Source organism: Putridiphycobacter roseus (assembly GCF_003234935.1).
GTDB lineage: Bacteria > Bacteroidota > Bacteroidia > Flavobacteriales_D > Crocinitomicaceae > Putridiphycobacter > Putridiphycobacter roseus.
The window spans coordinates 80,692-94,549 of the sequence record NZ_QKSB01000002.1 but is presented as its reverse complement, the minus strand read 5'-3'; the positions used below and the strand labels follow the sequence as shown (position 1 = coordinate 94,549).

Here is a 13,858-nt window from a genome sequence, read left to right as displayed (position 1 = left end):
TTTTTCTCTTTTTCAGTATTATGGAAAGTAATAAAAAAGAAAAAGTGGGCAAGCTACCTCTATCGCACCGCTCAACCACTTACCCTTGCTATGTTCCCATCCTGGGGGATTCAGCAGGAGCTGGTCGTAAAGGACTTGCCCGCCGCAAAATTATAAAACTTAAATGGATTAGCACTATGAAAAGCAAAAAAAAACGCAGAAAACTGCGTTTTTTTTATTTTTTACATGCCACCAACGACGTTCGCCTTGATATCCAGGTAAGTCTGACTTGGTTGTGTATTTGCTGTCACTGTAATTCTTTTAGTGACTTCTTGTCCAATTTGTCCTTCTTTAGGTTGAAAAACAACATCCATTTCTCCAATTTCTCCTGGTAAAACTGGCGCTTCTGGTTTTCTAGGTACTGTACATCCACAAGATGCCTTAGCACTAATGATAGTTAAAGGTTCTGTACCAGTGTTTTTAAACTTGAAAGTGTATTTGTTATCACTTGGGTAAAAAACATCCCCATAATTATGATCTACTTCCATGTATTCAATAGAGGTGATTTTACTTAGAGGGCCTTTGGTTGGTTTTTGATCCGCCGAAATTTCAGATTTATCTGCATCAGAGAATTGAATAACGCTTTTCCCGCCATCTTTAGAATCAGAACATGCTACTAATGTACCAGCAGCGAATAAGTATAAAATTGTTTTTTTCATGCTATAATTTATTTTTCTTTTTACAAATTTAAAAATCTAGTTTTAATTTATTCAAATATTTTCCTTCAATTAATGTTAAGGCTTCAATAAAAATCTCATCTTCTTCTATGTTATAAATTTCATAGAATTTTGAAAAGTCCCAAAGATTTGCAGCAATTCTTGCTTTGATGAGTGTTTTTATCAGGTGTTCCGAAGTTTTAAACTCGGTTTCATTGAATTCAATTTTTTCATTTTCACAAGCCTGCCAAAATGAATCCATTAATTCTTTATTGGTGATATTGGCTTTTTTGAAATCATCAAACTCAGGATACTGTGATTTTAATTCTGCTCTTTTACCTTCAATATAATCTAAAGCAAAAGTATTAATAATTCCTTTTCTGTTAATTAGACTATATAAAGGAGTAACTTCCAAGGTGTCTAAAGGTACAAAAACATCTGGCATAATTCCGCCGCCACCATACACGGTTCTTCCTAATTTTAATGTTTTTACTTTTAAAGAGTCCGGTAGTTTAATACTATCGGCATGCATAAATTCACCATTCTTAAATCTATTGGTTCTATCTGCGTAGTATTCGTCTGCACCAGTTTCGTATGGTTTTTGAATAAATCTTCCAGAAGGAGTATAGTAACGGGCAACGGTAATTCTAACTACAGAGCCATCAGAAAGGTTATACGGTCTTTGGACTAAACCTTTACCAAATGTTCTTCTTCCAACAATTAACGCTCTATCCCAGTCTTGTAAAGCACCTGAAACAATTTCGGAAGCCGAAGCCGAACTTTCATCCGTCAGTACAATTAATTTTCCTTTTTCAAATGCACCTTTTTTCTCTCCACCATAATAATTGCCACGGTAGTTTTTATTATCTGCAACATATCTTTCTTCTGGGTATGATCTTCCTTTAGAGTAAACAATTAACTTTTCATCATCTAAGAATTGGTCTGCCATAAATTTAGCTACAGATAAAAGTCCGCCGCCATTTCCTTTTAGATCTAAGATTAAATTTTCCATTCCTTGACGTTTTAATGTCTCAATAGATTCCATTAATTCGCTTGGGGTTGTTCTTGAAAAGGAAGTTACCTTTATATATCCCGTTGTTTCAGAAGCCATATAACTACTGGCAACAGAGTTCAATGGGATTTTATCTCTTACCACATCAAAGCTTAATAATTCTTTTTCGCCTCTTCTTTTGATTCCCAACACCACTGTACTTCCTTTTTCACCCATGAGGTGCTTTCGTACATCTGCATTCTTAAGACCAATTCCTGCAATTTTTTCTTCCCCAACCATTAAGATTCTATCTCCAGCTCGAACCCCAACTTTTTCACATGGACCACCTTCAACGGTGTTAACCACCATTAATGTGTCATCTTTTATTTGAAAACGAATACCAACGCCAACAAAACTACCATTGATTTGGCTATTAGAAGATTCTACCTGTGCTTTTGGAATAAGGTAGGTGTGGGGGTCTAATTCTTTTAACATGGCAACAATTGCTGCATCAGTAATTGTTGAACCGTTAAAATCTTCAACATAATTACTTTGTAAATACCCAAATACTTCTTGAAATTTCAAAGTTGTTTCCGCTTGGTTTGAGTTTTGACTAAGTGAATAAAATGGAAGGAGGATAAAAAGGAGGATTGAAAATTTATTTAACATGTTTTTTTTATTTTTAGGTATAACAAATATGATGCCTTGAAATTAAGCATTCATTTAATGGATTGGCTAATTGACATGGATTAATCACGTTTTTTTAGTATTTTTTTTATAATTTTAGTCCAAAATAAATACATGAAATTTACAATCTTACTGCTTCTACTTTTTCTTTATGGCCAAGGCTTTGCACAAATTAACGAATTAAGACCTTATTCTTTAGTCGAAAACGTATATAATATTGAACAAACGAATGTGTATATTACCACCCCTTTGATGGTCGAAAAACGACTTGCAGAGGATGCGCTAAATTCTATTGGAATGGATCGAGCAGGTATTGTGAAGACCACAGATCTAAATTTAAGTAATTCAGGTACGTGGTTTGACTTGCCAAACGGTGATAAATTATGGCGCTTAAAAATGACGGTACCAAACGCATTGGCAGTAAATTTATATTTTAATGAATTTTCTATTCCACCTGGTGCTTATTTATTCGCTTATTCCAAAAATTACCAGGAAATACTAGATGTTTTTACTAGTGAAAATAACCCTGAAAGCGGCTATTATGCTACGGAATACGTAGTGGGAGAATCCATATATTTGGAATATTATGAGCCAAAATCGGTGAAAGGTGCTTGTAAACTGAATGTGGAAGGGGTAAATGGTTTTTATACTATGATTGAACCTTTAAGACCTGAAGGAGATGAACGTGCTGGGTCTTGCCAAATAGACGTAAATTGTTCCGAAGGAGATGATTGGGTGCCACAAAAAGACGCCGTGGTGAAACTAATTGTAAAAAATAATGGGGCTACCGGATTTTGTTCTGGTGCTTTATTGAATAATACTGCAGAAGATTGTACCCCTTATATATTATCGGCGCACCATTGCGCTACAGATGATAACGATAATGGGGCATCTGCCGCAGACTTTAACCAATGGGTATTTGTCTTTAGACATCAAAAAGAATTTTGTGGTAGTGGATTTGCACATGATTATTATTCCCAAGTGGGGGCCACTAAATTGGTGAATTCTCATACAGACGGAGGCATTTTAGGCTCAGATTATATTCTATTAGAATTGAATGATATGGTAGATGAAACAAAAGCACCTTATTTTGCTGGTTGGGATGCGAATAATGTAACCAGTAATAGTGGAGTAGGAATTCACCATCCAGGTGGCGATTATAAAAAAATAAATACTTACCAAACTGCATTAACTTCTTCTAAATGGACTACCTCACCCAATGGTACGCATTGGCGAGTGTATTGGGTAGCTACAGCAAACGGACATGGTATAAATGAGGGCGGCTCTTCTGGTTCTCCATTGTATAACGCCGAAGGTTTAGTGATTGGACAACTTTCAGGCGGACTTTCAGAATGTAATGATGTGACTGCAGGCGGACAAACACAACCAGATTTATATGGAAAAATGTCTTATAACTGGGTAGGTTCAGGCAATATTCAATCTTTAAAATCCTATTTAGACCCAATTGGAAATGGAACGACAAAAACCATGCATGGTAATTATTATTTGTGTTCTCAAGGAAGTGGTACTGTAAATGGTGTAGAGGATATTAATGCTTTAGAAATGTTACAACTTTTTCCAAACCCATCTGTAAATTATTTTCAAGTTAAAGGCGAATATGCGCAATTAAATCTTGTGGTTTATAATCAAATGGGAGAAGTAGTTGTGCAGGAAATAAATATTACAAACCAAGAATTGGTAGATATTAGTCATTTATCTAAAGGTATTTATTTTGTGCAGATGCGTGAAAACGGTTTTCAAACAACGAAAAGAATTGTAAAGTATTAAACAAAATTTCGCACATGATATTTTAAGTAAAAACCGGTGTTAAACAACCGGTTTTTTTTATGGCTTGTATGTTACCATTATACGTATAAGAAGTCTGTTTTTGATGCCATTTCTATATTTACTAATTGGATTATGGCGTACCTGTTTTACCAAAGTAATGGGATTCATTTATAGGAAGATAGAAAAGGAGAAGGGGGTGTTCTATGCAGAAAAACTTTACTTATTACACCTGATTAAGCAGATGCAGAAGGGAGATTAAAACTAGGGCAAAGCAATAGATAATTCCCTATCTACTACATTTTATTTAATAGTAGGTGAATGACATATTTATGTGCAACCATCTTATCCATACAGGAAGACTTATGTTTTTCACCATAAAAAAAAGCGCACCTCAGAAAAGATACGCTTCATTTATAATTGGTGCCCTGGACAGGAGTCGAACCTGCACGACCATAAGGTCACCACCCCCTCAAGGTGGCATGTCTACCAATTCCACCACCAGGGCAAATTGAGCTGCAAATATATAAATAAAAAAAAGGGACAACGTGAATTGTCCCCTTTTTTATTTTATTAATAGTTTCTTATTTTAATCTAACCCCAACACATTCTCCAGCTTTCATTTCAACAATGTCGCTATAAATTAATTGGTCCAATTGATCAAAGATTTTGTATTTAACAAAACGTTGATTGGAGCCTTCTAAATTTTTCGTTTCGTAGGTCGCTATTTCAGACTTACCACACAAGGGTTCTTTTTCTTGAGGATTATTTAATTCTAATGAATCAATTTGTATATCTTCTACATAATACTCTAGAGATAAAACGCCTTCTTTTTTGTCTAATGAATCTCTAATGTATTCATCATACCAAAACATTAAACTTCCTTCATAGGTGCAAAGTAAATTGTTACTTCTTGCTTTCCCGTCGTAATTATTTGCTATTGGATCCGTACATCCATATTTTTTACAACTTGTAATTGCCATTGCTAAGCAAAGAATTGTAAGTGAAGTTATAACTTTTTTCATCTATAGTAATTTGTGGCTAATTTACAATAAAAATATAAAATAAAAGAATTTTGCACCTAAACTTTTAGGTACAATTTTGTTATTTATTTTTGACATAAATCAATTTAAATCTTGAATTTCCTTGGGTTTTTTCTTCAATTTCAAATTTATTAATGGCGTTGAATAAAGGCGTTAATTTGTCAAATCCAAAATTTCTAGCATCAAAGTTTGGTTGTTTCTTCATAATTAATGAGCCTACATCACCAAGAAATGCCCATCCATCTTCATCAGCAGCATCCGCAACGGTATTTCTTAAAAACTTTATTACTTGTGGTGTAATGGCATCAAATTTTCGTTTCACTTTAGTTGTCTTACCACTTTTTGCATCTTTAATCTCTTCATTAGGTTGTAGTATTTCTAAATAAATAAATTTATCACAAGCAACAATAAAAGGGTTAGGTGTTTTCTTTTCTCCAATGCCATACACTTCCATTCCTGCTTCTCTTAACCTGGTTGCCAGTTTCGTGAAGTCACTGTCTGATGACACTAGGCAAAATCCATTTACTTTTTCGGAATAAAGTATATCCATAGCGTCAATGATCATGGCCGAATCTGTCGCGTTTTTTCCTGTAGTATAGCCATATTGTTGAATGGGTGTGATGGCGTTTTCTAACAATATATCTTTCCATTTTTTCAAATGTGGCTGGGTCCAATCTCCGTATATTCTCTTAATTGTTGGGGTACCATATTTGGTAATCTCCTCCATCATTTCTTTAATGTATCTAGATGGTATATTGTCACCGTCAATAAGTACGGCTAGTTTTGTGTCTTTAATCATAATATAAAGATAGTTAATTTTAAAGAATGTTTATTTTTGATTTTAGTTAGATTTTTAGATGAAAAAATGATTGTTTTTGGTCTTTTAGTTTTGATTTACTTTTATAGTTACTCTAAATGGTAGTTAGTCAAGTGTTTAAAATTAATATATTTTTTATTATAAAGGAGTCACACATTAAAAAAATAGATATATTTATTCGATTTTTTTAAATATTTTAAGATGTTTGAGTTCATTAACGTTTACATTACTCCACTGGATTTAAAAAGTTGTTTGGTTGCTATTTTATGCGGTTTTTTAATTGGGGTAGATAGGCAGGTAAAGGGTAAGCCTGCAGGAATTCGAACCAGTATTTTGGTCTGTTTAGGCGCTTATACCTTTGTGGTAATAGCTGGCTCTTTTGAAAATGAAGCAAGCCCTTCCCGTGTAATTGGTCAAGTTGTTTCTGGAATCGGGTTTTTAGGTGCGGGATTAATTTTAGCAAAAGACGGATTAATACATGGTGTTACTTCCGCAGCTATCATATGGTTGCTAGCTGGAATTGGCTGTTTAATAGGTATCGGTAAGTCTGAGTCGGCCCTGTTTTTAACTTTGTTAGCCCTTTTTATATTAGTAGGTATTAACTTGCTCGAAAAAGTTTTCGAAAAATTAAAGCAAGGATTTCACAAGTAATTTATTCTTATAATATATGATTTATCCTAAAACTGAATTAAAATTCATTAGTAGAGAAGTCGGTTACGGTGTAGTAGCCACCGAATTTATTCCTGCAGGTACCATTACCTGGGTGTTGGATAAATTAGACCGAGAGTTTACCCCTTTGGAGTTCCAAAGTATGGACCCCATGTACCAAGAAATTCTAGATTATTATACTTTCAGAAATAACAATGGAAACTTTGTTTTGTGTTGGGATAATGGGCGATATGTTAACCATAGTTTTAATTCAAATTGTTTGACCACTGCGTATGATTTTGAAATTGCCATACGTGACATTCAAATCGGAGAACAGTTAACAGATGATTATGGCTATTTAAATATTTCTGCTCCTTTTCGGGGGATTGATGAAGGGACAAAACGCAAAGTGGTTTATCCAAATGATTTGTTGAAATATTATAAAGTGTGGGACAAAAAATTATTAAAAGTTTTTGATCAAGTTATAGCAGTAGAGCAGCCTTTAAAATCGCTAATTGTTCCAGCTATTTGGGCAGAAGTGGAGGCCGTAGCAAATGGTCCTTCCGAAATGCGCTCTATCCTACACAATTACTTCGCGGACCATAAATGATGAAATATTCAAAAGTCTTACCGCAGTAGGCTAGGACTTTTGATTTTTGGTGTGCTTATGAAAATAATTACTTACCTTGTTTTCTATAAAATCAATTCGAATAAATTTTTTTAAATGAGTAAATCACCCAAAAAAAATAAAGCCAATAAATCTGACAATGTTTTACAAACAACCTCAAGCTATACGTATTCCATAGAGAGTTACAGCAAAAATGAATATAAAAAAGTAGAAGATATTGTTTTTGATTATAAATCTACGAGTGTACAATGGTTGAATATTTATGGGTTAAATTTTGACAATGATTTTAAGAAAATAATTATTCAAAATGGCTTAGATGAATTTTTAATTAACTTGTTAAGCGACGACGATCATAGGAATAAAGTGATTGAATTAGACAATTGTTTATTCATGTCGATTAAAGCCATACATTATAAAAATGAGGAGTTTTTGAGCGAGCAAATGATGTTTGTTTGCGGTCCTAATTTCTTGTGGAGTATACAAGAAATTAAAGGGGATTATTTTGGTCATATTCGTGAAAGAATTTCTGATAATAAAGGGGTGGTTAGAAAGAAAAATGCCGACTATTTACTCTATTTGGTAATTGAAGCAATCATTGATAATTATTTTGAAACTTATGAAGTTTTATTTGAAAAAATACAGCACTTAAAAGATTTGAGTAATGTTAAACCTAGTCCTGAATTTGCGGTAAAACTAGAGAATAATAAACAGGATTTATTTATACTTAAAAAAGCCATTAGTTCCTTAAGAGATGCCATTAATCGTTTTGATAAAATTCAGTTAGAAAACTTTGAGACTAATTATTTTAGTGAGTTAAAAGAGCAAGCTAATTTTATGATAGATGACATTGATTTTGATTTGCAACAATTAGAAAGTTCAATTAATTTAATGTTTAACATTCAAAGTCACCGCCTAAATGAAGTGATGAAGACCTTAACGGTACTTTCTGTAATTTTTATTCCACTTACTTTTATGGCAGGAATATATGGCATGAACTTTAAAAATATGCCGGAATTAAATACTGCAAATGGATACTATATTTTATTAGGAATTATGGCGGTAATGGTAATCAGTATCATTTTTTACTTTAAGAAGAAAGGTTGGTTTGATTAAGACAATTATTACAAGTGCCACTTGCGATTATTTCGTATTCGTCTATTTTAAAATTTTTCAATTCTACCTTGTGAGGGTCGGGAATAGGTAGGCAATATACATTGAGACATTGATTGCAATGAAAGTGTAAATGATTGTGCTGGTGATTGTCAGGCATGCACTCTTGTCCACATAAAGCTAGTTTTGTACTCTCCCCTGCGACATTTATTTCGTGAATTAAACCTTTTTTTAGAAAAGTTTTAATCGTTCTATATAAGGTAATTCTATCATATTTTTCTAAATTCTCTTCGATTACAGTAATAGAAATTGCATTTTTATACTTCAAGAATATCTCTAACACACTGGTTCTAAAATCAGTTACTCTAATGTTTTTTTTTGTTAATAAATTCTCCATAAAACTATGCAACAAAGTTGCAAAATAATTTATCTTTGCAACATTATTGCAAATCTATGAAAAATATTCTTTTACTCTTTCTTTTTGGTCTTAACTTTTTAGCGCAAGCGCAGGATCAAGAATCACATATACTAATCGTAGACGAAAATAAGCAAGCTATTCCCAATGCATTGATCCAAATCAATGCGTTAGGGGTGAGTGTTTTAACGAATGAAGCTGGTGTAGCTACTTTAAAAAAAATGGCAAATGCATCCTATATTGTCAAGGTAACGCATACTGGTTACCATCCACTATTGGGGGAGTATTTTATACAAGCTGATGATACTTTGAGACTAGAGCTTTTATTAGAGCATAGGGTTTTAGATCGGGTGATAGTGAGCAGTGAGACGGGTATTCAAAGGGAAAATATAACCAGTATTCAAACGGTTGAATTAGCATCATTATCGATTTTGAAAAATGAATCACTCGGTGAAAAATTGGCACACTTACCAGGCGTAGATGTTACCACCTTGGGACCAGGAATTAATAAAACTTCCATCAGAGGTTTGAGTGGTAGTAGGGTAGTTACCTATGTCAACTCACTAAGGATTCAAAATCAACAATGGGGCAGTGACCATGGTTTACCGATCACTAGTTTGGGAATAGGAGATGTTTCGGTCGTAAAAGGTCCCGCTTCTCTTTTATATGGAGCGGATGCATTGGGTGGTGTTTTATTCTTTCAAGATGAAAAATTTGTCGAGAATAATACACAATCTTTTAGTTTTGAAACTGGTTTTAATACCAATACAATGGGGACAAATAGTACAGGTGCTTATCGGTTTTCTAAAAATAAATTTAAATTAAATGTCTATGGAAATTACAGTAATCATGCTGATTATAGATTACCAAACGGAAATTATTTGTCGAATTCCAGGGTGAATCAAGTAGCCAATAAGGTTGTTTTGGGATATAATCACAAGAATTGGGTTGCAAAATTCAATTACGATTTCAATAGGGCAAGGATAGGATTGCCAGGTCATTCTCATGATGTAGCGACAACCGCAGAAACATATGAAACTAGTCAACAATCAAGAAAAATAAATTCACCGGCTCAAGTTATTCAAAATCATTATTTTTCATTGGAACAAAAAATATTTTTTAAAAAAAGTACCTTCTTCTTCACTTTAGGTCACACCATAAACCACTTGAATGAATATGAAGAGAAATTATTGACGCCAGATATCATTTTGCACCTTAACAATTCATTGTATCAATTTAAATGGCGATTTAAAATAAAAGACTATGCATTTTTTACTTTTGGAAGTCAAGGGATGCTACAACAAAATAAAAATGGTGAATTTGCGGTAGAGTATTTGATCCCGGATGCGATTACAAAGGATATTGGAGGGTATGGTTTGTTTAATATTAATTATAATAATTGGCGCTTTCAAGCGGGAGGAAGGATGGATCAAAGATATATCAGTACCACTCAAACAGGCGATTTTACAGCATTTAAGGACAGTTATTTAGGAATGAATTATGCCGTAGGAGTGGCGTACTTAACGAAGCATCTTGACTTACGACTAAATGGTACTAGTGGTTTTAGAGCACCTTCTACCTCAGAATTATTATCTTCTGGCATTCATCATGGATCCAATCGATTTGAACAAGGTAATATTGCTTTGGAGACTGAAAAGGCGACCCAATTAGATTTTAATTTGGCGACCAAGTTCCATGATTTAGAATTTACGATCAATCCATTTTTTAATTTGATCTATGATTTTATTTATATTCAGCCTACAGCTTCTGTCATTGATGGTTATCAAGTTTTTGAATATACCCAAGCTGAGTATGCCACTTTGTATGGTGCAGATTTTGCCATTCACTTTCATCCTCATTCCATGCACTGGATTCACTTTGAATCTAATGCAACTTTGATGTATGCACAAGATCAGCAATTAGAAGCGCTACCTTTAATTCCTCCTTTCAATATAAAAAATCAAATCAGATTTGACTTGGATATGAAAACTAAATTTAAAATTGAAAATATTGCAATTCAACATACGTATTATGCCGCTCAGAATAGGGTTTCGTTTATTGAGAGTAAATCGAAATCTTACGCTTTGTATCACCTAAATTTTAATTTCAAATTTGGTAATGAAAATCAATTCAGTTCAAGTTTCAATATCCAAAATATTTTTAATACTGCATATATTCCGCATCTTTCAAGTTTGAAAAGTTTGGGTATATATCAACCTGGCAGGAGTTTTCATATTTCATTGAAATATGAATTTAATCAAGTAAACAAGTAAATATGAAAAACACAAAAAAAATGAAAACACTACTTTTAGCAACTGGATTTGCAGTTGTATTATTTAGCTCATGTAATAAATGTGCAGAATGTCATTATGATTATAATGATGAAGAAATTGAATTAGGTGAGTTTTGCGGAGATGATTTAGAAGCTATTGAGAATGATGGTTTTCATAATACAGCAAACGATACTACTTACGAAGTACATTGTCACGAACATTAACTAAAAAAAGGCTGTTGCAATTGCAACAGCCTTTTTAATTGTTATAAATGTTTAATCTATTATCTTTTCATAAATAAAGTACTTGAAGATTTTGAATCTGATATTACTTGAATGGTATACAATCCGTTACTTAAGTGCGAAACATCCAGCTTAGTAATTTCATTATTCGTTGTGTAGTTCATTAGCAATTTACCATTTAAATCAAACACATTAATTACAGCTACTTTCTGCTCGGTAACTATGTTTAATTCTCCTGCGGTAGGGTTAGGATATAGATTAAAACCTATCGTTTCAATTGTATTAATTCCCAAGCCTACTGTGTTGATGTTTTTAGTGGTGTTAGTCACAATTGCAGGGTTTTGATCGAAGAAAATATGTGCGGTATTTTCAATTATATCTCCTTCTCCCAAAGTTGTTTTTTCTTTAATTTTATAAACTATATTACCATGACTAGCTGGTTCATTGGTTGTACTGTCTGGTAACCAAATTTGAGGAAAATCAAATTTTAGGATGCCATTGCCTAAATCAACCAATTGCATAGGATGAGAAGATTCAATTAATTTAAAAGTACTCAGGTCTAAATTTGAACTTAAGCTATCCATGATGTAAACATCTTGTGCTGGCGCTGTTCCTGTATTTTGAAAACGAATTACATAAGTATATTCATCTTGCACAGATGGGTCCACGATTAATGGTTTATTCACTGATTTATCATTTGGATCATAAGAATTTCCAACATACATACCTAATGTACTGTAATTATTGCTGGAGTCACAATCGTTCGTTCCTGAAGAAATAGTAGAACTAAACACATGGAAAGTACTGTCAACAATTCCTGCAGGTGTATTAAAGTAAATTACATCTGTGTGGTACATATAGCTTGAATTAGAAGATAAAGTCCAAGTAATAGTATTTCCTGAAATGGTATAGTTCGGGTTGTTAATTGAAGAGGTAACTGGCGTAACTCCAGAAGGGTAATCTAGGGTTATTGTGTAGTTACCTGGCCCACTAGATCCGTAATTACCGTATTTTAAATAAACAGAATTAGTCGTGTTTTGGTAGTAACCAATCCATGGTGTTACCGAAGTCCATAAATCAGCACATGATACAGTTGTGACACAATTTAAACCTAAGTTTACTTGGTTGTTGTTGGCACAATTTAAGTTGTTAATTAAAATAGCACTTCCGTTCATAAAAGCTGAATTGTTGCTTTGCCAGTTTTGATCTACACTTACAAATACGTCACCAATACCAAATTGCCATCCAGTATATGAATAGTATCCGTTTGAATCTGTGTATACCGTAATTAAAAAGTTACCTCCTTCTAAGATAACAGGTGCATTTGTATGTATTGTTTCGTTGCTGTCTAATACGCCATTTAAGTTGTCGTCACAGAAAACATAACCATTAATACAGCCTACGCTCAATGAATTGGTGTCACAAATAATTGGAATATTTTTTTCTGCATTAAGTCCACAGAATATTGGAGGAAGAGAATCATTAAAGAAACTAGAGTTATAATAACCATTTGCGTTGAGCCAATTTTGGTCTACAATAAGTTGACCACCAGTTACTGAATTGTCGAAAAAATTAAATGAATACAATCCATTTGGATCCGTTGTCTCTGTATAAATAGAACCGTTAGGTAGTAGTAATGTCAATGGGACTGAACCTAAGACAGTTTCTGTAGAATCTAAAACACCATTATTGTTTGCATCACAAAAAGCGGTACCATCTAAACAGTAATCGATAAACTGTGATGGGTCACAAATCAGGTCAATATAAAAGGAAGTTACATAATTATTGAATCCAAAATCAATGGAAGAAGGAGTAATACTAGATAATAAATAATTATTTGCACTCAACCAACTAGGGTCAATGCTTATGGTATAATTACCGGGAATTACATTGTAATAAGATATTCCATTTGGTGTTAAAGTACTCGTGTAAGTGTTATTTGCATTGCTAATAGTAATAGGTATGCCATTGGTAATTGTACTGTCAACTATACCGTCGTTATTGCAATCTAAAAATGCGAGTGGGTTCAACCAAGCAGAGCATACGCCCATAGTAACATCTAACATAGAGGTTACGGTAGTATTACTAGTCGGGTCTGTTAAGTTTACGGTAATAGTATACATTCCATCTTGTGCGTATAAATGTGAAATTGGAACATTCCAAATAATTGAAGTTCCAACTGTTACTGCAGTTCCGGTATGTAAAGTAGTATCACCGTCTCCCCATATCACTTCTGCATTGTAAACCGAGTTAATTACATTGGAACCATAAAAGGTAAAGTTACCATAGGTGGTGGAATTATAATCAGTACCTTGTGGTGAGATGTTAATGTAATAAGTGGTGTCACACACTTGGTATTGTGTGGAGTCAAGAATTATGGAGGTGATTGTGCTAGTTTGTGCACTTGCCAACATTGGCATTGTCCCCATTAAAAAAAGCAATAAGTATATTTTTGTTTTCATAATCTTTGGATTTATACCCTTAAAACATATTTTATGTACTAAGGGTTGTCTGAAAACAAAAT

General features: G+C 33.4%; 12 protein-coding genes, 1 tRNA gene and 1 other RNA gene. 6 read left to right on the top strand and 8 right to left on the bottom strand.

The genetic code is table 11. The annotated features are described in order from the left end of the window. Window positions 1-43 precede the first annotated feature (43 nt). The 3 genes from ffs to DNU06_RS04175 all read right to left on the bottom strand — a co-directional run bounded on the left by ffs (window position 44) and on the right by DNU06_RS04175 (window position 2,355). Window positions 44-141, bottom strand: an RNA gene (ffs, locus tag DNU06_RS04185) — signal recognition particle sRNA small type. Between the two features lie 80 nt (window positions 142-221). Then, entirely contained in the window at window positions 222-698 is a 477-nt protein-coding gene (locus tag DNU06_RS18015) for a DUF1573 domain-containing protein (protein ID WP_233502947.1), read from the bottom strand. A 28-nt stretch (window positions 699-726) separates the two neighbouring features. Continuing rightward, a complete protein-coding gene (locus DNU06_RS04175; RefSeq protein WP_111061974.1) occupies window positions 727-2,355 on the bottom strand; it encodes a S41 family peptidase in 1,629 nt (542 codons plus the stop codon). A 132-nt stretch (window positions 2,356-2,487) separates the two neighbouring features. Between DNU06_RS04175 and DNU06_RS04170 the strand changes: the two genes are divergently transcribed. Beyond that, window positions 2,488-4,161, top strand: a complete 1,674-nt coding sequence (locus DNU06_RS04170) for a T9SS type A sorting domain-containing protein (protein ID WP_111061973.1) — start codon at window positions 2,488-2,490, stop codon at window positions 4,159-4,161. 418 nt (window positions 4,162-4,579) lie between these two features. Here the strand turns inward: DNU06_RS04170 and DNU06_RS04165 are convergent. From DNU06_RS04165 to DNU06_RS04155, 3 genes are all read right to left on the bottom strand, one after another. Beyond that, a tRNA-Leu gene (locus tag DNU06_RS04165) sits at window positions 4,580-4,666 on the bottom strand. Window positions 4,667-4,742: 76 nt separating this feature from the next. Beyond that, window positions 4,743-5,183: a hypothetical protein gene (locus tag DNU06_RS04160; RefSeq protein WP_111061972.1), complete on the bottom strand. Its 441-nt coding sequence runs from the start codon at window positions 5,181-5,183 to the stop codon at window positions 4,743-4,745. A gap of 79 nt (window positions 5,184-5,262) precedes the next feature. Continuing rightward, window positions 5,263-6,000: an NYN domain-containing protein gene (locus DNU06_RS04155; protein ID WP_111061971.1), complete on the bottom strand. Its 738-nt coding sequence runs from the start codon at window positions 5,998-6,000 to the stop codon at window positions 5,263-5,265. Between the two features lie 219 nt (window positions 6,001-6,219). Between DNU06_RS04155 and DNU06_RS04150 the strand changes: the two genes are divergently transcribed. From DNU06_RS04150 to DNU06_RS04140, 3 genes are all read left to right on the top strand, one after another. After that, entirely contained in the window at window positions 6,220-6,669 is a 450-nt protein-coding gene (locus tag DNU06_RS04150; protein WP_111061970.1) for an MgtC/SapB family protein, read from the top strand. 16 nt (window positions 6,670-6,685) lie between these two features. Continuing rightward, window positions 6,686-7,276: an SET domain-containing protein gene (locus DNU06_RS04145; protein WP_111061969.1), complete on the top strand. Its 591-nt coding sequence runs from the start codon at window positions 6,686-6,688 to the stop codon at window positions 7,274-7,276. A gap of 114 nt (window positions 7,277-7,390) precedes the next feature. Next, complete coding sequence (locus tag DNU06_RS04140) at window positions 7,391-8,407, top strand: magnesium and cobalt transport protein CorA (RefSeq protein ID WP_111061968.1); 1,017 nt, start codon at window positions 7,391-7,393, stop codon at window positions 8,405-8,407. Here the strand turns inward: DNU06_RS04140 and DNU06_RS04135 are convergent. After that, complete coding sequence (locus DNU06_RS04135) at window positions 8,382-8,801, bottom strand: Fur family transcriptional regulator (protein WP_111061967.1); 420 nt, start codon at window positions 8,799-8,801, stop codon at window positions 8,382-8,384. The two genes, DNU06_RS04140 and DNU06_RS04135, sit on opposite strands and share 26 nt — an antisense overlap. A 56-nt stretch (window positions 8,802-8,857) precedes the next feature. Here DNU06_RS04135 and DNU06_RS04130 point away from each other — a divergent pair, with 56 nt between their 5' ends. Continuing rightward, complete coding sequence (locus DNU06_RS04130) at window positions 8,858-11,092, top strand: TonB-dependent receptor (protein WP_111061966.1); 2,235 nt, start codon at window positions 8,858-8,860, stop codon at window positions 11,090-11,092. A 20-nt stretch (window positions 11,093-11,112) separates the two neighbouring features. Next, window positions 11,113-11,316: a hypothetical protein gene (locus tag DNU06_RS04125; RefSeq protein ID WP_146239142.1), complete on the top strand. Its 204-nt coding sequence runs from the start codon at window positions 11,113-11,115 to the stop codon at window positions 11,314-11,316. Window positions 11,317-11,375: 59 nt separating this feature from the next. Here DNU06_RS04125 and DNU06_RS04120 read toward each other — a convergent pair whose 3' ends face one another. Then, window positions 11,376-13,796: a DUF7619 domain-containing protein gene (locus tag DNU06_RS04120; RefSeq protein WP_111061964.1), complete on the bottom strand. Its 2,421-nt coding sequence runs from the start codon at window positions 13,794-13,796 to the stop codon at window positions 11,376-11,378. Window positions 13,797-13,858: the final 62 nt, after the last annotated feature.